The 26,885-nt window shown below is 64.3% G+C and carries 9 protein-coding genes; 3 read left to right on the top strand and 6 right to left on the bottom strand.

What is annotated here, in order from left to right; all coding sequences use genetic code 11:
• Nucleotides 1-155: 155 nt before the first annotated feature.
• Genes ACTJK7_RS16275 through ACTJK7_RS16265 form a run of 3 tightly spaced genes read left to right on the top strand, consistent with a single transcriptional unit; the run spans nt 156 to nt 2,407 of the window.
• A complete protein-coding gene (locus ACTJK7_RS16275) occupies nt 156-671 on the top strand; it encodes a GNAT family N-acetyltransferase (protein ID WP_064382008.1) in 516 nt (171 codons plus the stop codon).
• A gap of 37 nt (nt 672-708) precedes the next feature.
• A complete protein-coding gene (locus tag ACTJK7_RS16270; RefSeq protein ID WP_440780564.1) occupies nt 709-1,749 on the top strand; it encodes a GSCFA domain-containing protein in 1,041 nt (346 codons plus the stop codon).
• Nucleotides 1,718-2,407 carry a hypothetical protein gene (locus tag ACTJK7_RS16265; protein WP_440780565.1) on the top strand — a complete coding sequence of 230 codons (690 nt, stop codon included), beginning with the start codon at nt 1,718-1,720 and terminating at the stop codon, nt 2,405-2,407. Before ACTJK7_RS16270 ends, ACTJK7_RS16265 begins: the two co-directional genes overlap by 32 nt.
• A 45-nt stretch (nt 2,408-2,452) precedes the next feature.
• Here ACTJK7_RS16265 and ACTJK7_RS16260 read toward each other — a convergent pair whose 3' ends face one another.
• Genes ACTJK7_RS16260 through ACTJK7_RS16235 form a run of 6 tightly spaced genes read right to left on the bottom strand, consistent with a single transcriptional unit; the run spans nt 2,453 to nt 26,435 of the window.
• Nucleotides 2,453-3,322, bottom strand: coding sequence for a TauD/TfdA dioxygenase family protein (locus ACTJK7_RS16260; protein WP_440780566.1), 870 nt, complete (start codon nt 3,320-3,322; stop codon nt 2,453-2,455).
• Between the two features lie 15 nt (nt 3,323-3,337).
• A complete protein-coding gene (locus ACTJK7_RS16255) occupies nt 3,338-3,544 on the bottom strand; it encodes an MbtH family protein (protein WP_064595662.1) in 207 nt (68 codons plus the stop codon).
• A complete protein-coding gene (locus ACTJK7_RS16250; RefSeq protein WP_440780567.1) occupies nt 3,537-4,226 on the bottom strand; it encodes a hypothetical protein in 690 nt (229 codons plus the stop codon). Before ACTJK7_RS16250 ends, ACTJK7_RS16255 begins: the two co-directional genes overlap by 8 nt.
• Nucleotides 4,223-13,318 carry an amino acid adenylation domain-containing protein gene (locus ACTJK7_RS16245; protein ID WP_440780568.1) on the bottom strand — a complete coding sequence of 3,032 codons (9,096 nt, stop codon included), beginning with the start codon at nt 13,316-13,318 and terminating at the stop codon, nt 4,223-4,225. Before ACTJK7_RS16245 ends, ACTJK7_RS16250 begins: the two co-directional genes overlap by 4 nt.
• Nucleotides 13,318-17,430, bottom strand: coding sequence for a non-ribosomal peptide synthetase (locus ACTJK7_RS16240; protein ID WP_108561394.1), 4,113 nt, complete (start codon nt 17,428-17,430; stop codon nt 13,318-13,320). The genes ACTJK7_RS16245 and ACTJK7_RS16240 overlap by 1 nt, the downstream gene beginning before the upstream one ends.
• The gene (locus ACTJK7_RS16235) at nt 17,427-26,435 is read right to left on the bottom strand and encodes an amino acid adenylation domain-containing protein (protein ID WP_440780569.1); all 9,009 of its coding nucleotides are present in this window, start codon (nt 26,433-26,435) and stop codon (nt 17,427-17,429) included. Before ACTJK7_RS16235 ends, ACTJK7_RS16240 begins: the two co-directional genes overlap by 4 nt.
• Nucleotides 26,436-26,885: the final 450 nt, after the last annotated feature.

The raw sequence follows: 26,885 nt of genomic DNA, 5'->3' as shown, positions 1-26,885 counted from the left end.
GCCGATCCACCTTCGGCAGCCCGGCTGCCGGGGGCCACCGCTTATGGAGGCAATCAGGGTCGGCTTTGCAAACCATGCCCGATCAAAACATTGATCTTTCGCCCCACACCCAGTAAAAAACCGTCTTCCCTTCCCACCCTTGCAAGGAGCAGCGGATGCTCGAGCTCACCACGCAACGCCTGGATCTGCGCACGATGGTCGAATCCGACTGGCCGCTGTTTCTCCGGCTGCATTCCGAGCCGCAAACCATGCAATACGTGTTCGGTGAAATCGCCGAGGAACAGGTGCGCAAAGGCTTCGAACACAGGCTTCCGGCCTGGGGGCCGCAGTCGGATCACTGGTTATGTCTGGTGGTGACCGACAGGGCCAGTGGGCAGGAACTGGGCGTGACCGGATTCCGCATCCTGTCGCCGGGGCATGCCGAGGTGGGTTGCCTGCTGTTGCCCGAGCATCAGGGCAAAGGCTTTGGCACCGAGTCGCGGCAGGCGATCATCGACTATGCCGCCGCCATCGGCTTGGACTCGTTGGAGTCGACCGTGACCGACGGTAATATCGCCTCCTGCAAGGTCTTGGAGAAATGCGGTTTTGTATTCGAGCGCCGCGTGCCGCAGGCCTATCAGATTGGAGATCGGTGGTTTGACGACCTGATCTACCGCTATCAAATCAGTTGACCCCGTTTTATCAGCGACCGCCAAGGAGGCCCTCGTCGTGAATCCTTATCAATGCCTGCCACCCCGCGCTTTCTGGCGCACCGCCGTGGCCGACAAGCCCGCGCTGGACATCGATCAACTGTGGACACCGCAATTCGAGATCGGCAACAAGGACGCCATCGTCACCGCTGGCTCGTGTTTCGCCCAGCACATCGGTCGGGCTCTGGTGGAACGCGGCATGAACTGGCTGGATGCGGAACCGGCCCCGGCCGAATTGCCCGAAGCCGACTGGAAGGCCCATAACTACGGGGTGTTCTCGTTCCGCACCGGCAACCTGTACACCCCGGCGATGCTGTGCCAGTGGCTGGAATGGGCGCTGGGTGTGAGCCTGCCACCCGACGAAACCTGGGCCCATGAAGGGCGTTTCTTCGACCCGTTCCGCCCCGCCGTGGAGTCCGACGGTTTTGCCAGCGAGGACGCGCTGTTCGCCTCGCGCGAAGCCACCCTCGACGCCATTCGCACCGCCCTGCGCCGGGCCAAAGTGTTCGTGTTTACCCTCGGCCTGACCGAAGCCTGGCAGAACCGCCAGACCGGTCTGGTGTACCCCGTGTGCCCCGGCACCGTGCGTGGCACTTTCGATCCGCAGCTGCACCGCTTCTGCAACTTCGGCTTCATGGACACTTATGGCGACATGGTGCGGGCGCTGGAGTTGATGCGTTCGATCAACCCGCAACTGCGCCTGCTGCTCACGGTGTCACCGGTGCCCCTGACGGCGACGGCCACGGGCGAACATGTGCTGAGCGCCACCACCTATTCCAAATCGGTCCTGCGCGCCGTCGCCGGGCAGCTGTGTGAAGACCTGCACGACGTCGACTATTTCCCCTCTTACGAAATCATCACCGGCACACCGTTCAAGGGCGCCTTCTACCAGCCCAACCAGCGGGAAGTCACGCCCGAAGGCGTGGCGTTCGTCATGCAGCAGTTTTTCGCCGGGCTCGATGCGGTTCAACCGCTGCACGCGCCGGCCAGCGTTCCCTCCACCTGCGTGTCCAGCGAGGAGCTTGTCTGTGAAGACGCCGTGCTCGATTACTACGCCTAGGTTTCTGCTGCTGGGCGACTCCCATGCCGGGGTCATCGGCAAGGCAGCGCAGGCCCGCGAGTTGCCGTTCAGCGGCGGCCCGCTGGGCACCGGCCGGGATTTCGCGGTGGATTTTTTCAGCCTGACCCGCCATGACGTGGTGTTTCGCGAGGCCGAGATGGAACGTCTGTATCGCCAGGCTCTGGCGCCTTTTGAAGTGCCGCAACTGGCGAAGGTCGGGGTGCCGCTGGTGAGTACCATTGGCCTGAGCCTGCACTACCTCGCCACCGCGCCGAACTGGACCTGCTACCAGACACCGGACGGCGAATTCGACGAAGGTTTTCTCGCAGGTCCCCTGTTCGAATCCATCGTCGACACCCTGTCCCGGCCTGCGCTGGCATTCTATGAACAGGCCCGGGCGATGAACCTCAAGGTGTTCGCCGTATTGCCGCCGCAGCGGGTGCCGGAGTTGTCCGATTCGCGGGTGTTCATGGCGGCGCAGGCGCTGCTGATCGAGCGCCTGCGAGGGCTCGGCATCGAGCTGATCGACGTGCGCGCGGCGGCGAATGATGAGCAGGGTTTTCAGCGTTCGGCGTATTGCGAAGTGGATGACCCGCTGCACGGGAATCTGGCGTTCGGCGAGCTGATCGTCGAGCAACTGCTCAAACAAGGAATTTAGACACGGACCTGTGGGAGCGAGCTTGCTCGCTCCCACAGGGGGTCATCACGCCTTGGGCTGCGTCCCCAGAATCGTTACCCGCTCGCCATACCGCGAGTGCGGGAAATAATCCCAGACCGCATGGTGCTGGGTGCAGCGGTTATCCCAGAACACCAGGCTGTTCGGCGTCCAGCGCACGCGGCAGCTGAGGACCGGTTCGCGGGCCACCAGATCAAACAGCATGTTCAACAGCACCTGGCTTTCACCGCCGGACAACTGGACGATGTGCGACGTGAACCCGGAATTGACGAACAGCGATTTGCGCCCGGTTTCCGGGTGGCGAACCACCACCGGGTGTTCGGTTTTCGGCAGGTTGGCCGGCGCCTCATAACCCTTCCATGGGATCGCGCCGTCGTGGATCGCCGTCAATTCGCCGAGAAACTGCTGCATCGTCGGCGAGAGCATTTCCAGCGCCAGGTGCATGTTGGCGAACAACGTATCGCCGCCCGTGCCGATGGCCGGGGTTTCCTTGACGTACAGCATCGAGCCCATGGACGGCGCCAGATCGGCGGTGCCGTCGGTGTGCCAGGTTTCGCCGGCGACGTAGCGCGATTGCGCATTGGCGCGGATCACCACCAACTCCGGGTCATCGCCGTCGATGTCTTCCACCGGCAGCGCCCGCAGCTCACCGAACAGCCGGCCAAACGCCTTGTGCTCGTCCACCGTCAGGTGCTGATCGCGGAACACCACCACGTGGTTCTCCAGAAAGGCCCGGCGGATTTCCCCGAGCTGCTCGTCGCTCAGCGGCTGTGAGAGATCGACGCCACCGATCTCGGCTCCGATGATCGGCGTGATCCGCTCGACCGTGATGTGCTGATACGGCGCACGCCGTTCGGCGGCGATGCGCTCGATTGCCTTGAGTGCCAACTGATCCATGTTCCCTTACCTTTTTTATTGGAACGACACCGATGACTGCTCACGCAGCGAGCGCGGGCGCATGTCGATCCAGTGCTCGTTGATGTAATCCAGACAGACCTGGCGCTCACCGCGCATCCCCGCCTCGCTCCAACCGCTGGCCATCGGCTTGCCCGCCGGCCACAGGGAATACTGGCCCTGGGCGTTGATCACCACATCGAATTGCAGGTGTGCGTCATTCATGTCGTTCTCCTGTTGAACGGGATTGCAGCGTGGCCAGACTCCGGTCGAGCCCGGCGGCGAGATGGTTGAGTGCGGCATGCCGCTGTTCGTCGCTTGAAGCGCAGGCCCCGGCGTAAACCCGCACGGACGCCGCGCAGACCTGCGTGCAGGTGTCTGCATCGTCGTCCGCGAAGGCCCGGGCCGACACTTCGGCGTTGGCGCTGGCATGAGCCTGGGCAAACGCCGTGGCGGCGGCTTCGGTATTCAGTTGCGCGTAATACTCGGCGAACGCCTCGGCGTCGCCAAAGTGCTCGGCAATCATGGCGCTGTTGGCCGGTGCCAGGCCGTAAGTCAGCGCACTGGCGTGGGCCTTGGCGTAAGCCGCGTCGTAGGCGTAGGCCTTGCGATACAGCGCCAGCAACACCGGTTTGAGCCTGGCCCGCCACTCGCCCTGACGCCCGAGCACGCCGAGCGCCGCCCGCTGATGCAGGCTTTGCAACGCGAGCAGCGACTGCCGATGCTCCGGCAAGGCTTCGCCGAGCATCGGCAGGACCACGTCGGCCTGCCAGAGATGAAACAGCCGCAGCGGCACGGGACCCTCGCCATTGTCTATCCGCTTGCGCAGGTCGTCGGCCTGTCCGGTTTCGCACAGCACTTGCACTAAATTCAGCAGCCATCGCGGCATCGAGATCGGTTCACTCATGGCGATGGCTCATCCGTACCGATGACTTCGGCCAGCAACCGCGCCCAGCGGCCCGCCACGATGCCGTAGTGATCGGTGTCCAGGGTTTGCCAGCTGCGCAACTGCGGCAGCAAGGCCTGCCAGTTGCGTTGCAGGTCGTCCGGGTTCCATGCGTTGCCCAGCCCGTAAGGATTGGCGTGCCCGGCGCTGAACAGCCGCACCACTGTGGTCGCCAATGCTGGCGGCTGGAAGTCGATCATGCTGGTCATGTTGTTGCGGCAGCACACCGTCAGCCGCTGCAGATACGCTTGGCGTTCTTCGCCCATGCCCTGCCCTTCGACCGCCGGCCAGCGCTGGGCAAACTCGCGCTGGAACACCTGCTCGATGGTCTGCTCATCAATGCCGGCCAGTTCCGCACCGGCATTCGGCGCGGGCGGGTCGATCAGGTACAACAACGGTTGCCTGAACCCGTCAGCCTGGGCCTGATGACACAGTGCTTGCGTCACCCATGCTCCGAATGACCAGCCGGCCAGACGCCAAGTGCTGCCGTGCGGAAGATGCTCCTTGATCGCCTCCAGATACCAGCGTGCACGTTCTTCCACGCTGACGTTCGGCAACTGCGGCAGGCGTAGCGCCGGATCGCCGATCACGCAAACGCCCAGCTCCGCCGGCAGCGCCGAGACCAGTTCCCGATAGGCCTGAACATCGCCACCCACCGGGTGGATCAGGTACAGCCAGTCGCGCCCGGCACCGGCATGCCATTGATCGATCCGCACCGCGTCGTGCCAGCCGCGAGGTGCAGCGGGGGGCGCCTCTTCAACCGTGGCGGTCGATAGCAGCCCCAGCACCTCGTTCAGGCTGACCTTGTGGCTGAATTGCGACAGCTGAAACACCTCACCGGTGGCCGCTTGCAGTTCGTCGATCAGGTCGAGCAGCGTCAGCGAATCCGCGCCCAGGTCGTACAGCGAATCGTCGTCCTCCAGCTCGGCCACACCGAGCCACTTGCACAGGCACTCACGCAGGCGCGCCGACAGATCCAGGCCCTTCGAAGCCTCGACCACTACGGCCACAGCACCATGGCGAACCGGATAAAACCGCCGCGCCGTGTCGATGCCGGTGGTGGAGATCAGCAGCTGCGGCAACTGCGTCGCCATCGCCAGATCGAACACCCGGCAGCCCTCTTCGGCCGACAGACCAACCGTCAGATGCTCCTGATGCGCGGCGTCGCCGCCGTTGCTGGTGGTGGCCATGCCGATGTCGCGCCAGATGTCCCAGTTGATCCCCAAACGCAGGCACGTGTCGGCCGGGTTCGGGCGATAGTGGGTGAAGCCGTCGAGTACCCCGCTGGCCGCCGCGTAATCCAGATGCCCCGCGCCGCCGAACAGCGCCGACATTGACGAGCAGTACAGGACAAAACCCGGCTTCAGGTGCTCGATCAAGGCTTCGACCGCCAGCATGCCGCGAGTCTTGGCGGCCATCGCCTCGGCCATTTGCCGGGCATCGCGGTGGCGAATCAAGCTGCCCGCACCGACACCCGCCGCATGAATCACGCCGCTAAGGCGACCGTAACGCACCGCCAGTTGATCGAGGATCTGCGGCCAGCGCGGCAGGTCGGCGATGTCCGCTTTGATGCAGTCGATCCGCGACGCATACGCCGACAGTGACTCAGGCAATTGCCCCTGACGCGAGAGCAACACCACCCGGCGTGCAGGCGCCTGCAACAGGTGTTCGCACAAGGTCCGGCCGATGCCGCCGCTGCCGCCCAGCACCAGGAACGTACCGTCTTCCGGCAGAAGCCCTGATGGCGTCGCCGGGCCGGTCAATGGCTGAGGCAGCAAGCGTGGCTGCCACAGGTATCCGTCGCGCGCCGCCATTCGCCGAGGCAGTGAGGCCGGATCGGCAAGCAACGCTGCCAACTCGCCGGCCTGCGCTTCGAGGCGTGACGACGGCAAATCCAGCCAGTGACAACGTACCGGGTATTCCTGCGGCACCACTTCGGTGATGCCGGCCAGCGCCGCCAGCTCGGGCCGTCGCACCTCGCCATCCACCGGACACGCCTGCCACGACATCAACCACAACCGCAGCCGTGTCGTGCGCGGGGTCTGCCCCCAGGCCTGCATCAATGCACTGACCGTATCCAGGCAGGCCCACTGCGCCAGATCCAGCGATTGCTCGTTTACCTCGCCCGACACCGCCAGCGGCAAGGCATGCAGCCAGTCGAGTTGGCCAAGGTCTGGTTCTGCAGCTTCGGCGAGCAAACGGTTCAGGGCTTTAGTGTCCAGCGGATCAAGTTCGAAACGGTCCGGGCTCAAGCGCTTGAAGCCATTGCCCGCGCGCACTTGAATCACGCGTCGATAGACAGTGTGCAGGCTCGCCAGCAACGTCGAGTCCGGCGTTTCATGGCTGCACAGAATCAGCACCTCACGGGATTGCGCCGTCGCTGTCGCGCTCAGGCGTCGGGTGCGCACCCATTGTCGTTGGTGAAACCAGTCCGCCAGCGGTTGTCGCGCAAGGGCTGGCGCTTCAGGTTCAGCAGCCACAGGCGTCTGGAAACGATAGGTCTGAAGATCGAACGATGACGGCGGCAAATCCCACGGCGGCGGTGCCGAGCGCTGCGGCCATTGGATATTCGCGCCTTCGTACCAGGCGTCCAGCAGATCCTGCGGCGATTGATCACGCGAGATCAACTGCGCACTTGAGACCGTGACCTCTTTGATCGCTGTTGGCTGCAACGGAATGTCGTCACCCGGCCGGCAGACCATCGCGAAGCGCCAGCGCAATTGCCGGCGACCTGACTGCAAGTGCCGCAGCAACGCGGTGTGCTGCTCAGGATTGGTTTGCAAATATTCACGAATCACCGCGATGTCACGCAGCAACTCCGCTCGGCTGTGAGCCGAAATCATCAGCAACGGCAGCGTTTCCTCGACCCCTTCCTGAGCCTTGGGCGCAGCACCAACGATGACATGCGCATTGGTCCCGCCAATCCCGAAACTGCTGACACCGGCCAATCGTCGCCGCCCTTGCGGCCATGGCCGGGACGTGGTCGGCACATAGAACGGCGAATGCTGCAGATCGATCTGCGGGTTGATCCGGCCAAAACCGAGGTTCGGCGGCAGCACGCCATGGAACACCGCGAGGCTGGCGCGAATCAGCCCGACCACCCCCGCCGCCGCGCCCAAATGACCGATCTGGCTTTTTACCGAAGCCAGCGCGCAACTGCCGGCCGGCGCATCGCCAAAAGCCTTGGTCAACGCCGAGACTTCGATCGGATCGCCGAGCAAGGTGCCGGTGCCGTGGGCCTCGATGTAGCCGATGTCGGCACCAGTCAAACCGGCCCGGTTCAAGGCATCGCGGATGACCGCGCTCTGCCCCGCCACCGACGGCGCGGTGTAACTCATCTTGGCCCGACCGTCGTTGTTCAACGCCGAGCCTTCGAGAAGCGCGTAGATCCGGTCGCCATCGGCCCGCGCCTTGGCCAGCGGTTTGAGCACCACCACCCCGTAGCCACTGGCGCCGAGGGTGCCGCTGGCGTCGTCGCTGAATGGACGACACAGACCATCGGCGGAAAAAATATGCTGCGAGCGATGCCGGTAGCCCTCGGTCAGGGTCGGGTCGATCAGCACTCCGGCCGCGAGCATCACGTCGCTGTCGCCCTGACGCAGCATCGAACTGGCCAGGTGCACGGCGATCAGCGAACTGCCGCAAGCGGCCTGCACGCTCAGGGCCGGGCCGTTGAGGTCCAGGTGATACGCGGCCTTGGTCGCCAGAAAATCCTTGTCGTGGTGCAGCGCCAGTTGGAAGCCATCCGGCAGATCGTCGTCGGCGGTCTCGCGCAGCATTTGCTGGAAGTACGTGGTTTCGCCGCAACTGGCGATCAGACCGATGCGCGGACCGTCCGCCGACGGAACGATGGCCGCGTGTTGCAGGGCCTGCACGCAGGCCATCAGCAGATGCCGCTGTTGCGGATCCATCAGGCGCGCTTCCTGGCGGCTGATGCCGAAGTACTCGGGATCGAAATCGAGCATGCCCGCCAGTTGACTGCGGGCGCCGACCAGGCCCTCTTCGGCGGCAAAGTGCTCGATGCCCAGCCCATTGCCTTGCACCATCGCCCAGAACTCGGACAGGTTCTGCGCTCCGGCCACATTGACCGCCATGCCGATGATCGCCATCGGCTGGTGACCTGCATCGGTTTGCCGGACACGCTCCACGGCTGCGACCGGCGCCGTCGACAGATGCGCCGCCAGACGCCGCACCGTGACGTGTTCGAACAGGTCGGCCATTGTCACCTTGTACGGCAGTTCTTCGGCGTAACGGCCATGCAAACGCATGAGGCCAAGGCTGGTGGCGCCGGCCTCGAAGAAGGTCTGTTCCGGCTCGATATCACGGCCGATCACAGCCTGGAACAACTCGCTGAGTTGCCGTTCAAGTGCGCTCAATTGAACAACCGGTGCTGGCGTGCTGCGCCGCTCCAACGCCTCGCCCAGATTCGGCAAAGCCTTGCGGTCGATCTTGCCGCTGGGGGTGCGTGGCCAGCGGTCGAGCCGTCGGTATTCATCGATTCGCACATGGGCCGGCAGCCGCCGCGCGACCTGACGATCCAGCTCGCCGGATGTCGCAGGTTGGCCATCGAGTTGCAGCCAGGCAACCAGCCGTGGCGGATCGGCCTGCACCGCCACCACCGCGTTGACCACCTCTGGCACCTGCATCAGCTCCGCCTCGATCTGCCCCAGTTCCAGCCGATGGCCGCTGAGTTTGATCTGCTGATCGTCACGCCCCAGGTAATGCAGGCAGCCTTGGGCATCGGCCCACGCCAGATCGCCGGTGCGGTAGTACAAACAGCCGTCCGCCAGCTCGACAAACCGCGCGGTATTCATTGCAGGGTCTGCCAGATAGCAGCGAGCAACCATCGGCCCGGCCACCAGCAGATAGCCACGACTGCCGATCGGCACCGGGCGGTCGTGCTCATCCACCAGCAGCAACCGCGCATTGCCAACGGCATGGCCGATCGGCGCGCGCAACGGCCAGTCCCGCGCCATGGACGGCAGACGCAGGGCGCTGACCACATGGGTTTCCGTCGGGCCGTAGTGGTTGAACAACGAGGCGTGCGGCATGCCGCCGAACCAGTTGCGCAGCGCCTCGGTGCAGAGCAGTTGCTCGCCGGCCGTGATCACCTCACGCAACGCCGACGGGAAAATGCCCCTGGTCACGGCGGTTTGCGCCAAATGCTGCAAGGCCACGTAGGGCAGGAACAGGCGCTCGATCCGCGCCTCGACCATGTAATCCAGCAACGCCTCGGCATCCTGACGCCAGCGCGGCGTGATCAGGTGATAACAACCGCCGCCGCACAGGGTGCTGAAAATTTCCTGGAACGACACGTCGAACGACAGCATCGAGAACTGCAGGGTCACCGCTTTCGCCGGCAACTGCCCTTCGGTGCGCTGCCATTGCAGCAGGTTGCACAGGGTGCGTTCCGACACTTGCACACCTTTGGGCGTGCCGGTCGATCCGGAAGTGAACAGCGTGTACAACGGCCGTTCGCCAGCGTGGCGAGGACGCTCGAACGTTCCGGCATCGGCGCGCAGATCAACCCGATGGGTGGCGAATCGTCCGGCGTTCAGGTCATCCAGTGCAGCCTTGGTCGCGTCGCTGAACAGCACACAAAGCGGCTGCGCCTGCTCCAGCACCTGACGCTGAATCGCCACCGGGTAAGCAGGGTCCAGCGGCACGGCCGTCAGGTTGAGTTTGGCCAGCGCCAGCAAGGCGACGATGTGCTCCACCGAGGCATCGAGAAACAGCACGACATGCAACGGCGCGTTCCCGGCCGGCAACGGATGGCGCTCGATCAGGGTGGCCGCCAGAGCATCGGCCAGCGCATTCAGCTCGCTGTAGGTGAGACGGTGCTGGCCTTGAACCAGCGCGACCGCCTCCGGCGTGCAAAGCACTTGATGCTCGAACCCGTCCGCCAATGTTTTGAACGGAAGCGCGATCTGCGGACCTTCGCTGGCCGGTGGCAGGCTGCTTCGATACGGACCGAGCAAATCGTTGAGATTGGCCGTCGGGGTTTCCAGCAACAGATCCAGGCCTCGGCGAAACAGTGCGGTCACCGCCCGCATCTGTTCGGCATCGAAATAGCTGCACTGATATTCCCACCAGCATTCCAACTGCGAACCGCTGCCCACCATCAACAACGTCAGCGGGCACTTGGCGTGCAACTGCTCGTTGAACTCCAGCGTGGCGCGCAGGCTGGAATCGGTCAGCGCCGCGTAATCGGTGTTTTCCAGCACAAACATGAAATCGAACAGCGACGGGCTCGACGACAGCCGCAGGTCTTCCACCAGATCCGCCAGCGCCACGTCCTGCAACGCCAGCACCTCGCGCACCGTGGCGGTCTGCTTGCGCAATTGCTCGCTCAGGGGCCATGCGTTTTCAACGACGGTAGGGATCAGCACGGTGTTGGCAAACATGCCAACGGTGTCTTCGAACTCCGCCAGCGGCCGGTTGGACACCGGGCTGGCGATCCGTGGCCGCTCGCACCCGGTCAGGGCGTACAGGCTCCAGACGAAGACACTGAACAGCACTTCGAAACGGGTCAGCCGTTGTTGCGTGCAAAAGCGTTCGAGGGCGGCGCTGCGCACTGTGCCCAAGGGCTCGCGGTGCAACCGGGCGTCCGGGCTGATTTCGCGCATTGGCGTCAATGCAGGCGACGGTTCTTCCTGACGGCGATGCAGCTCGGCGAGGGCGCGGCGCTGGTCGCGATAATGCGGATCGACGCTCCACTGGCGCTGCCACTGGCCAAACTCCAGCGTCGTCAATCGGGCGGCTGGTTGCGGGCTGTCGTGGCCTTGCAGGACATCGGTGTAAAGCTGCGTCAGGTCCTCGAACAGCAGGTTCACCGACCAGCCATCGACGATGATGTGATGCAGATTCAGCAACAGCCGGCAGCTGCCATCGGCGAACGGCAACAGCCAGGCCTGAAACAGGTTCGGCGTGGTCAGGTCGAACGGCGCGGAGAAGACCAGCTCGGCGAAGGCCTGCCAGTTGTTCTCAGTGAAATGCCCGACCGCGAAGGTGCGACAGGCCGGACCCTGCTCGGTGATTACTTGATCGAGTCCGTCGGCACCCGCCGCGAATGAAGTGCGCAATCCCGGATGACGCTGCACCAGACGCCCCAAAGCCTCGGCCAGTGCCGCAACGTCGACACCTGCCGCCAGATGCAGAATCAACGGCACGCTGTAGGTGGTCGAGGTCGGCGAGCGTTGTTGCAACAGCCACAGCCGGCGCTGCTCGGCGGTGGCCGGCAGACGTTTGGCGCTGCTGATCGGAGGCGCAGGTGGGTAGATCGACTCGCGGTTCGTTTCACTGATCAGTTGTGAGGCCAACGACAAGAACGACTCGTTGAGCAACGTATCGATCGCGATCTCGCGCTGCCAGCGGACACGGATCGCCGAACGCAGGCGCATGGCCTTGAGCGAATCGCCGCCGCTGCCCAACCAGTCATCTTGCGCATTCAGGGCCGGTTGACCGAGCAACGAACGGGCCTGGCTCAGCAACCAGTCCAGCGCCGGTGAAACGCTTTCGTTATCCGTAGCTGCCAGGACTGGGTGCCACGGACTCAACCCTTGGGCCAGCAAGCCGTCACGGTCGATCTTGCCATTGGCCGTCAGCGGCAAGCGCTCCAGCAGAAACAACTGATGCGGCCGCATATACGGCGCCAGTTGTGCCCGCAGATGGTTTTCGAAGGCGTGATAGTCCAGATCCCCGCGCGGCACGATGAACGCCAGCAACTGATGATCTTCAGCCGCCTGACGCCGGGTGCAGACGTACACCTGCGCCACGCCCGGATACTCCAGCATCCGTTGCTCCACCTCCCCCGGCTCGATCCGGAAACCGCGAATCTTCACCTGCCGGTCGACGCGCCCCAGGTACTCGATCAAGCCTTCGGCGTTGCGCCGGACCAGATCGCCGGTGCGGTAATGCACCTGCGCACCACCGTCGAGCTCGGGCAATCGCACGAACTGGCGGGCGGTTTCTTCAGGCCGGTTGCGATAGCCACGGGCGACACCGCTGCCACTCAAATACAGCTCGCCCACCTCGCCCGCCGGCACCGGACGCTGCTGCTCATCCAGCACCACCACGCCAGTGTCCGGCAACGGTCGGCCAATCGGCGCCGAGTCGCCGGCAAAGTCGCGGCTGATCGGCCAGCACAAGGCAAACGTGGTGCATTCGGTGGGGCCGTAGACGTTGAAAATCCGGCAGCGGCTCTCAGGATTGGCCCGATACCATCCGCGCACGGCGGCAGCGCTGATCTGCTCACCGCCGATCAGCACCTGACGCACGCTGGAAAAGCACGAGGGCCACTCGGCAATCAACGTATTGAACAGCGACACCGTCATGAACAGATTGTCGACCTGCGTCCGCTCCAGCACGTCCGCCAGTCGACGCGCATCCAGCACGTCCTCGTCGGCGATCATCACGCAGCAACCGCCATTGAGCAGCGGCGCCCACAGTTCGAAACTGCACGCATCGAACGCCGGGTTGGACAGGCAGGCAAACCGGTCCGTCGGGCGAATCTCGATATAACCGTTGGTGTGCGCCAGCCGCAGCAAGCCGCGCTCGCCCACCTCGACCGCTTTCGGCGTGCCGGTGGTGCCCGAGGTGTAGAACAGGAACGCCACCTCGGCGAAGTCTTCGGCCAGCGTTTGCGGCGGAGCGTCCGGCTGATCGAGCAAAGCCTCGACGCTGGTTTGCCACAGTGAAGGCGACCACAGCGGTTCTTCATCCAGGGTAATCAGGCCGACACACGCCGCATCCGCCAGCATCAGTTCCCGGCGTTTGCGTGGGCTGGCGCGATCCAGCGGCACCACCACCGCGCCGACTTTCAGGGCGCCGATAATCGCTGCCAGCCACTGCCAGCAGCGCGGCATGCACAACGCCAGCGACTGACCAGGCTCGACGCCGCGCGCCAGCAACCCTCGGGCGATGCGTTCGCTGGCGCTGTCCAGTTCGGCGTAAGTCAGCGTGACCGATTGATCGATCACCGCCGAGGCTTGCGGATTACCCGCCACTTGCTCGGCAAAACGTGCGAGCAACGGCATGTCTTTGGACGCACTCATCATTTCGCCTCCTGCGCGTCGAAGCGTTGCAGCTCCCGACGGATGATTTGCGAGACCCGGTGGATTTCCGCGCTTTCGAGCATGTCCCAGTGCCCGCCGCTGACCAGTTTCGCCAGATAACCGCTGCCAGCGCGGCGTCGCCAGAAGCCGCGCAGCCCATGCAATTGATGGCGGCTGAAATCTTCCCGGGCCTGGATCAGCACCACGCGACCGGCGCGCGGTGCGCACTCATAGGCGGCCATGGCCAGTCGGTTGTGGTTGTAGATGTTGAAATAGCGTTCGACCTGCGCGTCCTCGATGCCGGGGTACATGCCGTTGAAGCGCACCAGTTTGTCGCGGAACTCGGCCATGTCCACGGTGCCGATCTGCTCGCGGAAACCCGGATCGTCGCTGCCCTGGGTGTCGAGCAGCACCACCGTCACCTGACGATGCCCGGCCGCCGCCAATCGCCGCGCCATTTCATAGGCCACCAGACCACCGAACGACAGCCCGGTGAGGATCAAAGGTTGCTGCGTCAGCGGTTCGATCTGGCGCAAGTAAGCCTCGGCCATCGCTTCGACCGTCGGCTCGGTGCTCTCCCCCGGATTCAGTCCCGGCGATTGCACCCCGTACACGCCGGCTTCATCCGGCAGCACCTTGGCCAGCGACAGATAACAGAACGCCGTACCGCCCGCCGGATGAATGCACACCACGTTGTGCTGGCCGCTGCCGCGACGGAATTCGATCAGGTTGCTCTGGGCCAGCGCCGGATTGGCCCCGACCCGCAGCCAGCCGCCCAGCGCTTCGATGGTCGGGTAGCTGAGCACCACGCGCACCGGCACTTCGACCGCGAACTGCTGGCTGATTTCATGGGCCATTTTGATAGCAGCAATGGAGGTGCCGCCGACATTGAAGAAGTTGTCGCGAATGCCGATCTGCGGCGCCAGCAACAGGCTTTTCCAGATCTGGTACAGCGCCAGCTCGATGTGATCGCGCGGGCTGCTCAGGTTGACCTGACGATTGACCAATTCCTCGTCCACCAATGCCGTCAGCGCAGTGCGATCGACCTTGCCATTTGCGGTCAGAGGCAGCGCGTCGAGCCACAGATAGCTGCCGGGGATTACGGCTCTGGGCAGGGTTGTCGCCAGATGGGCGTGCACCGCTGCTTCGTCAACGGGTTCGGCCAGCACGCAACAGGCCACCAATCGTTGATCCTGCGCCGCTTCGCCGACCATCAGCACCACGGCGCTGCGGATGCCGGGAAATGCTTCGAGCCGGGCTTCGATTTCACCCAGCTCCAGACGCACGCCGCGCAGCTTGACCTGAAAATCGTTGCGACCGAGAAATTCCAGCTGACCGTCCGGGCGGTAGCGCGCCAGATCGCCACTGCGATAGAGCCGATCACCTGCCACGAACGGATTGTCGATAAAGCGCTCGGCACTCAGTTGCGCCAGCCCCAGATAACCACGGGCCACACCGACGCCGCCAATGTGCAGATGCCCGGTCACGCCCACCGGTACCGGCTGGTCGTGATCATCGAGCACGTAAAAACGGTTGTTGGCAATCGGCCGGCCGATCGGCAATTGCCGGGCCGGCACCTCGGCGCCGGGCTCCAGGGTCCAGATGCTGTTGATCACCGTGGTTTCGGTCGGGCCGTAGACGTTGTGCAGCCGCGCATGGGGCAGACGCTCCTGGAAGCGCCGGGCCAGAGCCGGCGGCAGTTCACCGCCGCCGCTGAACACATCGGTCAGCGACACACACTGGCTGACCTCGTCGACCTCCAGAAACAGCTGCAACATCGCCGGCACGAACACCAGCGCCGTGACCTGCTGCTCGCGCACCTCGCGTGCCAGGTACGCCGGTTCGTAATGGCCGCCGGGCCGTGCGATCACCAGCCGCCCGCCGGTTGCCAGCGGCCAGAAGGTCTCCCACGCCGAGGCATCGAAACCGAACGGGATCTTGTGCAGCATCGCCCCCGCCTCGCCGCAGACCTGCAAACACCACAGCAGCAGATTGCTCAAGCCACGGTGGGCGACCATCGCGCCCTTGGGCAAGCCGGTGGTGCCGGAGGTGTAGATGACATAGGCGAGATGGTCAGGGGTAACGCCGACATTGCGCGGATCGAGATTGTCCGCCGGTAACGACGCCCAGCTCGCCGCATCTTGTTCAAGGTCGAGGATCGGCGCTTCCCAGTTCGAACCCTGCACGGCCTGACGCAAGATTGCGTGCGCCGAGCCAAGGGTCAGCAGCACCGCCGGCGTGCTGTCGCCGAGCATATGACTCAGGCGTCCCAGCGGATAGTCCGGGTCCAGCGGCACGTAGGCGCCGCCGGCCTTGAGCACCGCCAGCAGCGCCACCGGCAATTCCAGCGAGCGCTCGATGCACACCGCCACGCGCACATCCGGGCCCACGCCCAAGGTGCGTAAGTGCCGCGCCAGTCGGTTGGCCTGGGCATTGAGTTCGGCGTAGCTCAGGGATTCGCCCTCGAACACCACTGCGCAGGCCTGAGGGTTGCCCGCAGCCTGAGCTTCGACCAGTTGATGCACGCAGGGCGTCGCTTGCGTCAGTGGCGCGGCGCGGTTGAAGTCGACCAGCACCTGCTGACGCTCAGCCTCGTTCATCAACGGCAAGGCATTGATCGGTTGCTTGGCGTCGGCGGCGATCTGTTCGAGCAGATGTCGGTAGTGCCCGCTCAGGCGTTGGATGGTCGCAACGTCGTAGAGGTCGGTGTTGTATTCCACCAGCAGGTCCAGCCGCCCTGCCCGCTCGACCCATTCGAACGCCAGATCGAACTTGGCCGTGGCACTGCTGGTGCCGTACGGTGCCAATTCCAGACCGGACATCTGCACCGCGTTGCCCGGTGTGTTCTGCAGCACCAGCATCACCTGGAACAACGGCGAATGGCCAGGATCGCGCTGCGGGTTGACGGCCTCGACCACGCGGTCGAATGGCACGTCCTGATGGGCGTGGACGTCGAGCATCTGACCCCGCACGTCGCGCAGCAGCTCGGCGAAGGTTTGCTGCGGATTCAGGCGCTGGCGCAGCACCAACGTATTGACGAAATGGCCGATCAGCGGCTCGACTTCCGGACGATTGCGGTTGGCGAACGGTGTGCCGATGCACAGATCCTGCTGACCGCTGTGGCGCCACAGCAGCACCGCCAAAGCACCGAGCAGTACGTTGAACAGCGTGCCCTGGGTCTGCCGGGCCAGCGCCGTGAGTTCGCGCAAGGTGCCGCCATCGACGGAGGAACTGAACGTGGCCCCGACATAACGCTGCACCAGCGGTCGTGGCCGGTCGGCGGGCAACGTCGATAACAGCGGCGCGTCGTCCAGGTTACGGCGCCAGTAATCGAGCTGAGCGTCCAGAACCGCACCACCCACCCGCTGCTTTTGCCAGCAGGCGTAGTCAGCGTATTGCACCGGCAGCGGCGCAAGCGTCGGGGTTTCACCACGCAGATAATCGCCGTACAGCGTGGCGACCTCATGCAGGATCACGCCCATCGACCAGCCGTCGGCGATGATGTGATGCACGCTGTACAACCACAGGTATTCATCGTCGGCCACGCGCAGTAACGATGCCCGCAACAATGGGCCGGTGGCCAGATCGAATGGCGCCCGTGCGTCCTGTTCGACGGCGAATCGCACTTGCTGCTCACGCTCGTCGGCAGGCAACTGGCGCAGATCCGTCACCGATAACGACAGCGACATCGATGGATGCACCACCTGACGCGGTTCACCGTCCACGCTGCCAAACGTCGTGCGCAGGACTTCGTGGCGGGCCACCAGTTGGTTCAGCGCCCGCTCCAGCTGCGCGACGTCCAACTGCCCTTTGAGCGTCACCGCCGTGGGCACGTTGTAAAACGGGTTGCCGGGTTCCAGTTGATCGAGAAACCACAGTTGCCGCTGCGAGAACGACAGCGGCCAGGACGTGTGCGCGCCAGCACGGCGCGGAATCACCGCGTCATCGTGCCCGCCGAGCAAGGCAATCAGTTCCTGTTTGTGACGCTTGAGCGCCTGGGTCAGTTCTTCGGTGAGAAACCCGCGCGGCGCCTTGCAGCGCAGCCTGTCACCGTCCACCTCGAGCACCACGCCATGGCGAGCGAACAACGCCAGCAATTGATCGGCATTCATACTTCGAACTCCTCCATGTCTTCGTCGTCCAGGCTGGCGGTCACAGTCTCGATGGCAAACGCCTCGACCCGCGCGCGGTGTTGTTCATCGGCCGTGCGCAGCCCGCCGATCATCGAGTAGATCAATTCATGGCTTGGCCCCAGGTCGAACAGCGTCGTCAGTTGCTGTTCCTCGACCGAGCCGATGCCGCACAGACCCAGGCCGTGCTCGACGGCGGTCATGCTCAGCAACTGCGCCATGGCCCCGCTTTCGATGTGGCAGAAGTCGCGGCTGCGCTCGCCGTACAACGGACAGATCGCGGCCATGTCGGCGATGAAGAACAGCGAGAACGCGGCGTTCTCGTACACCGGTCGGTTGACGAAATAGTCGTAGGTGTCCGGGTCGAGCGCTCCGCTCTGGAGCGCCAGCAAACGATGCTGGCGGGGATCGTAGTAATACGCGCCGCCGGGCACGCCGAGCACGCGATCCGGCTTGACGTAGAGGTACGCCTGAATCGGGTAAAGGCCACCCGCCGACGGGAACTGGTATTTCACTTCGCCGTCGAGTTGCCCCTGGGCCAGTGCCGCCAGTACATGGGCAAAGGCCTGGGTGGCGATCGGTTGCCGATCGTATTGACGCACCGAGCGGTAATCGCTCAAACGCCGGGCGAAGGCCGGGTCTTGCGGCAGATCCAGTGCCACTGCCGGCAGGGCTTGAGCGAAGTCACGGCGCCCACGCTGTTCGGCTTTGAACTGCGCTCGCTGCTGCGGATCTTCGATGATGTCCTGTACGGGCTCCGGAGCCTGCTGCATGTTGCCGAGCAGATCCTGACGCACCCGGTTCTGGCGGTACATGCCAAGCAGATGCAGCAACGTTGGCTGAGCCAGCAGTTGCGCCACGTGCGGGCGGAACTGCAAGGCGCCGGACAACGCGTTGCTGATCCGGACGATATCGATCGAAGTCGCGCCAAGGTTCAGCAAGTTGGCATTGGCGGCGATGGATTCGCGCTTGAGCACGCCCTGCACGATCTCCACCAGCCGCTGTTCCTGCGGCCCCTCGACTTCCAGCGCCGACCCTTGCTCCTCGATTTGCTCCGGTTCCGGCAGGCGTTTCTTGTCGACCTTGCCGTTGGACGACAACGGCCACACTTCAACGAAGGTGAACGACGACGGAATCATGTAGGCCGGCAGTTTGTCGCTCAGGTACGCGCTGAAATCGCTGGCCTGCAACGCCGGGTCGGCCTTGAGCACATAGCCCGCCAGACGTTTTTCGCCCAGCGTACTGCCCAAAATCCGCACCACCGCGCTCTGCACACCGGGATGGCGATTGAGCGCGGCTTCGATCTCGCCCAGCTCGATGCGATAGCCCTGGACCTTGACCTGATTGTCTTCGCGACCGAGGAATTCGATGTTGCCGTCCGGCAGCAAGCGCCCGAGGTCGCCGGTGCGATACAGCCGTTCGCCGGTCAGTGGATGATCGAAGAAACTGCCCGCGCTGAGTTGTTCATCGCGCCAGTAACCTTTCGCCAGACCGATGCCGCCGATGTAAAGCTGCCCCGCGACCCAGGTCGGGCGCACTTGCAGCGCTTCATCCAGCACGTAGAAACGCTGATGATCGAGGGCCTTGCCGTAGGGAATGCTGCGCCAGGTCGGGTCGACGTGCTTCACCGGATAATAGATCGACCAGATCGACGCCTCGGTGGCACCGCCCAGGCTGATCAGTTGCAAATCCGGTTGCAAGGCCCAGGCCCGCTCGGGCAACGTCAGGGGAATCCAGTCGCCGGACAGCATCGCCACCCGCAGGCTGGCAGGTAGCGCACCGCCCTCACCCTCCACGTACTCGACCAGCATGCCGAGCAGCGCCGGCACCGAGTTCCACAGGCTGACCCGATGGCGCTCGATCAACGCCAGCCAGTGCGCCGGATCGAGGGTCAGTTGCGGGTCGAGGATGACCACCGCCGCGCCCACGGCCAACGTGCCGAAGAAGTCATAGACCGACAGGTCGAAGCTCAGAGACGAGATCGCCAATACGCGGTCGTTCAGGCCGACAGCAAAGCGCCGGTTGATGTCGAGCAAGGTGTTGACCGCACCGCGATGGTCGATCACCACGCCTTTCGGCTGACCGGTGGAGCCGGAGGTGTAGATCACGTAAGCCAGGTCGCTTTCGTCCACCTGCACCGGTTGCAGTGGCAGTTCATCGTTCGAGACTTCATCGGTGACCGCGATGGCCGTGACCTGCGCCGGCCATTCGATCCTGTCGAGCAGCGCCGGTTGGGTCAGGACCAGGCTCGCCTCGGCCCGCTCCAGAATATGCCGCAGCCGTTCCGCCGGCTGACTCGGTTCGATCGGCAGGTAAGCGCCGCCGGCATACAGAATCGCCAGGGTCGCCACCACTTGCTCCCAACCGCGCTCCATCACCACCGCCACCAAGCGGTTCGGCAGCACACCCTGCGTTTGCAATCGGGCGCCGAGTTGCCGGGCCTCAAAGCGAAGCTGAGCGTACGTCAGCTGTCGCGCACCGATCACCGCCAATGCATCCGGTGTGGCGAGAGTCTGACGTTCGAACAGTTCGTGCATCAATGGCAGCGTTTGCTGATGGTCGACCGGTGCCGGCAAGCGTGCCTGCGGCAGCATTTGTGGCGTGTTCGCGCCCCAGGCTGCCGGCTCGCAGAGGCTGTCGAGCAGGGAGTTATAGGCGACGAACATCTGCTCGATCATGCCTTGCGGGAACAGTTCGTCGATGCTGTCCCAGTTGAACAACAGGCGTCCTTCCAGCTCCAGCAACGTGTGGTCGAGCCACACTTGCGGGGTCTGGGTGATGCTGTGCATGTGTTTGGCGTTCAACGCGTCGGCGAGGTTGAATTCGGCCAGCTCCGGCGCTGCTTCCGACAGCGTGCTGTTGAACACGATCGGCATCGCGGTCTGCTGCACGCCCCGAGCCTGGGACAGTTCGCGCAGCACTCGCACACCGCTGACCACCGAATGGTCGATGTCGCGCCACAGTTGCGCCTGCACCGCGCGGGCCTTGTCGGTAAAGGTTTGTGTCCCGTCGATGCCGACTTCCAGCAGTACCAGTGAGGTGAAGTCGCCGATGATTTCGTCAACATCGGGATGAAGCGGCATGCGGTTGAACAGCGGCAGACTCAGGGTGAAACGCGGGGTGCGGCTCCACAGCGCCAGCACTTCGCTGAACGCGGTCAGCAGCATCACCGACGGCGTCACCGCAAACTGCTTGGCCACGGCTTTGAGCTGCGCCCACTGCGCGGCCGACATGTCGCGGTCGCGGCGGGTGAAGTGCGGGTTGGCAATGCTTTCCGGCTGGCGTACCAGCGGCAGGTCTGGCGCCGGGGCCAACGTAGTCACCCGTTCACGCCAGTAGCCCAGCGCCTGCTCGTAGCGGCGGCCATTGCGCAGCTGCTGTTCGGCCAGCACATAGTCGCGGAAGGTCAGGCCCGGTTCCGACAGCTCAAGCGCGGGATCGAGGTAGAACGCCATCAGTTCGCGGGCGAGAATCTGCGTGCTCGCGGCGTCGACGATCAGCGCGTCGAGGCTGATGTGCAGATGAGTAATGCCATCATCGAGCAGCGACAGGCTGAACTCGAACAGCGGCCAGCGACTGGCGTCCAGCACCTGATGGGACTGGCGTTCACGGGTCGCTTCCAGCGTGCGCTGCGCCACATCGGCGGGCAACCCGCGCAGGTCGCTGCGGGGCATGCGATAGGTTGGCACCTGCGCGAGAACCTGTTGCGTGCCGTCGCTGAGGAACACCACGCGCAGCATGTCGTGGCGCTGGATCATGCGATTCAACGCCTGTTCGAAACGTTCGGCGTCGAACTCGGGAATGCGCAGTTCTTCGTAGCCGTGGGCACTGACGCCGCCGAGGCTGACCGTGGCCTCGCGACCGAACCAGTACGCTTGCTGGATATCGGTCAGAGGGAATGGTTCATGCCGATTGCCGCGATCCGGCTCGATCTGGATGAATGCCGGTTCAACGCTTTGCTCTTGACGCGACACCTGCGCCGCCAGATCCAGCAACACCGGGGTCTGGAACAGACTGCTCAGGGACAGTTGCGCGCCCATGCGCTGGTTGATCGCGTAGATCATCCGCGTCGCCAGCAGCGAGTGGCCGCCGAGGTCGAAGAAGTTGTCGTGGATGCCGACCCGTTCGCACTTGAGCACTTCGGCCCAGATCTCGGCCATTTGCCGTTCGGTGTCGTTGCGCGGCGCTTCGTAAGTCGCCCCGGCGCTGCGTTCCGGTGCCGGCAGCGCCTGGCGGTCGAGCTTGCCGTTGCGGGTCAGCGGCAGTTGCGAGAGCCGGACCCAGGCACTCGGGATCATGTGTTCGGGCAACTGGCGTTGCAGTTCGGCGCGCAGGGATTCGCTGGTCGCGGTGCCGACCACGTAAGCCACCAGGCGCTTGTCTCCGGCCACGTCTTCGCGCAGCAACACGGCGGCTTCCTGAACCCCGGGTTGCTGATGCAACAGGCTGTCGATCTCGCCGAGTTCGATGCGAAAGCCGCGCAGTTTCACCTGCTGGTCGATGCGCCCCAGGTATTGCACGTTGCCGTCGGCCTGGAATTTCGCGAGGTCGCCACTGCGGTACATCCGCGCGCCCGGCTCGGCGCTGAACGGGTCCGGCAGGAAGCGTTCAGCGGTCAGGTCCGGACGGTTCAGATACCCTCGGGCCAGGCAGGCGCCAGCGATGTACAACTCGCCCGCCACACCGACCGGGACCGGATTCAGATGTTCGTCCAGCACGTACAGCCGCGCATTGGCGATGGGACGGCCAATGGGCGGCGCGTCCGGCCAGGACTCGGCGTCGTTGCAGTCGAGGCTGAACTGGCTGACCACATGGGTTTCGGTCGGCCCGTACTGGTTATGCAACTGCGCACCGCCGAGCCCACGGACAAAACCGCGCAGTTCGTCATTGATTTGCAGGGCTTCACCGGCGGTGATGATCTCGCAACCGCCGGCCGGCATCGGCGCATCGGCTTCGGTCAGGCCGGCCAGTTGCTGCAACACGGCGAACGGCAGGAACACCCGCTGCACGCCTTCGGCCACCAGGGTCGGGCGCAGTGCGGCGAGGTCCTTGCGGCTGTCTTCGGTCATCAGCAACAGGCTGCCGCCCTGGCAGAGGGTGCTGCAGATTTCCTGGAACGAGACGTCGAAGTTCAGCGAGGCGAATTGCAGCACACGCTGCGGTGCCGTGGCTTGATCGAGTTGCCAGTTAATCAGGTTGTCCAGCGCGCGACGGCTGTGGGCCACGCCTTTCGGGCGCCCGGTGGAGCCGGAGGTGTAGAGCACGTAGCCGAGGTTTTCCGGGCTCACCGTGACGTGCGGATCATCCGTCGGGTGCTGTGCCCATTGCGCTGCGCCGGTGTCCAGGCAGCAGATTTTCGCCTCGTTGGCCGGCAGCCCGGCCATCAGGCTCGACTGAGTCAGCAGCATGGTCGGCGCCGCATCGCTGAACATGAACGCCAGACGCTCGCTCGGGTAAGCCGGGTCGAACGGCACGTACGCCGCGCCGGCCTTGAGGATCGCCAGCAGGCCGATGACCATTTGCGGCGAGCGCTCCAGGCACAGGCCGACGCGATGCTCGGGGCCGACGCCTTGTTCGATCAGGTGATGCGCGAGGCGGTTGGCGGCACGATTCAGTTCGCCATAACTCAGTTGCTCACGGTCGGCGAGCAGCGCCACGGCATCGGGCGTTTGCCGGGCAAGGGTTTCGAAGCGCGCCACACAACCGGGCAACGACGCGGTATCCCGCGCGGTGCGGTTCCAGTCATGAACGATCTGCTGATGTTGCTCGGCGCTCAGCAGCTTGATCCTCGCCAGCGACTGCTGGCTGTCCTCGACCATCTGCGTCAGCACCCGACGCAGGTACTCGCCGAACTGCTCGACAGTGCCGCGCTCGAACAGGCCCGAGGCATATTCCAGACCACCGACGATCTGCCCGTCGCGCTCACTGAGCGCCAGTTGCAGATCGAACTTGGCCACGTGATGGCTGCTCTCGACCGGCGTAACGTCGAGCCCGGTCAGCAGCAGGTCGGAATCCTGATCCTGCTCCCAGGCAAACAGCACCTGGAACAGCGGACTGTGGGCCAGGCTGCGCGGCGGGTTGAGCAATTCCACCACTTGCTCGAACGGCAGATCCTGATGTTCCTGAGCCTCCAGCGCCACTCGCCGCGCCTGTTGCAGCCATTGCGCCACCGACGGCGTACCTGATCGAGTCATCCGCAGAGCCAACGTATTGACGAAGAAACCGATCAGCCCTTCCAGTTCCTGTTGCGGACGGTTGGCCGATGGCACGCCGATCACCACGTCGCTTTGCCCGGACAGACGCGACAACAGCAATGAAAACCCGGCCAGCAGAGCCATGAACAGCGTGGTGCCTTGCTGCATGCCCAGGGCTTTCAATCGCGCGGTCAACGCTTCGTCGAAGACCAATGGAACAAAGCCACCGAGGTAATCCTGCACGGGCGGACGCTTGTGATCGGTCGGCAACTCCAGCAGCACCGGCGCGCCCGTGAGGGTTTCACGCCAGTAACGGCTTTGCTGCTCCAGCACGTCGCCGGACAGCCATTGCTTTTGCCACACCGCGTAATCCACGTACTGCACCGGCAAGGGCGGCAGCGGATCGTCGCGATCCTGCAACGCCGCTGCGTACAGCTGCCCCAGCTCCCGGGTGAGCACGCCCATCGACCAGCCATCGGAGATGATGTGGTGCTGGGTCAGCAGCAACACATGGTCATCCACCGCCAGCCGCAGCAGGCTGACCCGCATCAGCGGGCCCCGGCTCAGGTCGAACGGTCGTGCGCCTTCCTCGTCGATCAAGCGGGTCAGGCGCTCTTGCGCATCGTGCCCCTGCATGTCGGTCACCGTCAGCCGGACACTGTGCGCAGGCGGCAAAACCAATTGCCGCCCTTCCCCTTCAACAGCAATGAACGTCGTACGTAGCGCAGCATGGCGCGCCACCAGTTGGTTGAAGCTGCGTTCGAGTGCCGGCACGTCCAGCGAACCGCGCAAACGCAGGTTCAACGGCATGTGATAGGCAGCGTTGCCACCCTCCATTTGTGCCAGAAACCACAGGCGCTGCTGAGCAGACGACAACGTTTGCGCGCCCGAGCGTTCAAGGGCCGTGATGGCCGGACGAGCCGCCGCCTGACTGGCTTGCAGCCGTTCGGCAAACTCCGCCAGAACCGGCGCGGCAAACAGGGTCGAAGGCGCCACTTCCAGCCCCAGCGTGTGGCGAACCTGCGCCAGCACCCGCATCACCAGCAGCGAGTGACCGCCGAGGGCGAAGAACTGATCCTGACGCCCGACCTGCTCGACGCCGAGTACGTCGGCCCAGATCGCGGCGAGTGCGGTTTCCAGCGAGCCTTTGGGGGCTTGATAGTCCTGCTGATCGAACGCCTCAACGTCCGGCGCCGGCAGATTTGGCCGATCGACCTTGCCGTTGGCGGTCAGCGGCAGTGCATCGAGACGCACGAAAGCGGTCGGCACCATGTAGTCCGGCAGGCTGATATGCAGTTGTTCGCGCAGTAAGCGCGGGCTCAGCGTTGAGTCTGGTTTTTCGCAGTAGTAGGCGACCAGGCGTGGTTCACCGGGACTGTCCTGGCGCAGCAGCACCACGCTTTCGCGCACGCCCGGAATGTCCGCCAGCCGGGTTTCGATTTCCCCCAGTTCCAGACGCAGGCCGCGCAATTTGGCCTGGGAATCGTTGCGGCCAAGGAACTCCAGTTGGCCGTCGGCCCGGTAACGCGCCAGATCCCCGGTGCGGTAAAGGCGTTCACCCGCCACGAACGGGCTGTCGATAAAGCGCTCGGCGGTAAGTTGCGGCAGGTTCAGATAACCGCGCGCCACGCCGACGCCGCCGATGTACAGCTCGCCTGCGACGCCCTCGGCAACCGGTGCGCCGTCAGTGTCGAGCAGGTGAATCCGGGTATTGGGCAGTGCCCGGCCAATAGGCAACACCGCGTCAATCTGGCTGCTTTCGGTTAGCTCGAAACAGGTGCTGTCGATGCTCGCTTCGGTCACGCCATAGGCCTGGACGATCTGCACCTGCACACCGCACAGCCTGCGCAATTGCCGCGCGCTGTGGGCGGTCCAGATGTCCGAGCCGCAGACCACGGTGCGCAGGAACGACAGGTCATGGCCGGTCTCTTCGACCCACGCCAGCAGCGGATTGAGCAGCGCCGGCACGAAGTCGGCAAAGCCAATCTGCGCCTCGCGCATCAGACGATACAGGGCCGGCGGGTCCATCAGGGTGTCCCGTGGGCACAGCACCAGCGTACCGCCAAAACCCAGCGCACGGATCAGATCCGCGCTGAACACATCGAAGGAAAAACCGGCCATTTGCAGGTGGTTGATCGGCTCGCCCAATCCATAGAGCCGGGCCCAGTCGGCGCTCACGGCGACCAGTCCGCGATGCTCGACCATCACGCCTTTCGGGGTGCCGGTAGAGCCGGAGGTGTAGATCACGTAAGCCAGGTGACGGGGTGTCAGGCCGATCGAGTGAGGATCGAGGTTGTCTGCCGGGAGCGAAGCCCAATCACGGGCGGCGGCCAGATCCAGCACCGTCGGTGCAGTCGCTGACGGTTCGAGCGCCGCCCGCAAAACATTGCTTGCCTGGCCGTGAGTCAGCACCACCGGCGGTGCGCTGTCGGCCAGCATGTGCGCCAGCCGCGCCTGCGGATAGGCCGGGTCCAGCGGTACATAGGCCCCACCGGCCTTGAGCACCGCGAGTGCGCCGACCAGCATCTCCAGCGAACGCTCCAGACACAGCCCGACCCGCACGTCCGGCCCGACCCCGAGCTTGCGCAGGTGAAGGGCCAGCCGGTTGGCGCGGGTGTTCAGTTCACGGTAACTGATTGCCTCCTGCTGCCAGCGCGCAGCGATGGCCTCGGGGGTGCGCAGCACCTGCGCTTCAAACAGACCGTGCACGCACAGGTCTGCATCGAACGGTTTCAAAGAGCAAACGTCGGGCTGCGCGGAATTCGTCCCACGCAAGGAAGTGTTGTCAAACATCGGAGGCTACCGTCCATGACTACATTATTTTTGTGATCAGGCAGGTGTCAGCACGCTTCCTGCCAGTCAGGCCCCGGCATCAGGTGCCGGCACGGTCTTTCGAATTCAGGAGGATGGCGCGGCGCGCGCGTGCAGACTCACGTTGAACGCGGGCACACGCAGAAACTCGGGGGGAGACAGGCTGGAGAAGAACACCGCAGCGCGGTCGGCGCAGGCAGATGGAAAGTGGGCCGGATCATTGGCGACAGGGGTCGCCCCGTTCATTGCATCGTCGATTGCAAACCGCGTGACCAATTGAAACCTCGACTTCCATTTGAGGGTCAACGACGAGGAACAACCTGCGCGGGGATGACAGCGCCAGGGTGGTCCCGATCGGCTGCGACTGCCGGGCCTGTAGACACGCGGCAATCTTCTGGCGCCGGGTTTGTGACCCGAAGCGCCGGCGGATAA

This window comes from Pseudomonas sp. 22085, assembly GCF_052045815.1.
GTDB classification, from domain to species: Bacteria; Pseudomonadota; Gammaproteobacteria; order Pseudomonadales; family Pseudomonadaceae; genus Aquipseudomonas; species Aquipseudomonas glycinae.
Note: the sequence above shows the minus strand (reverse complement) of the source record. Positions and strands in the feature narration are given on the sequence as shown.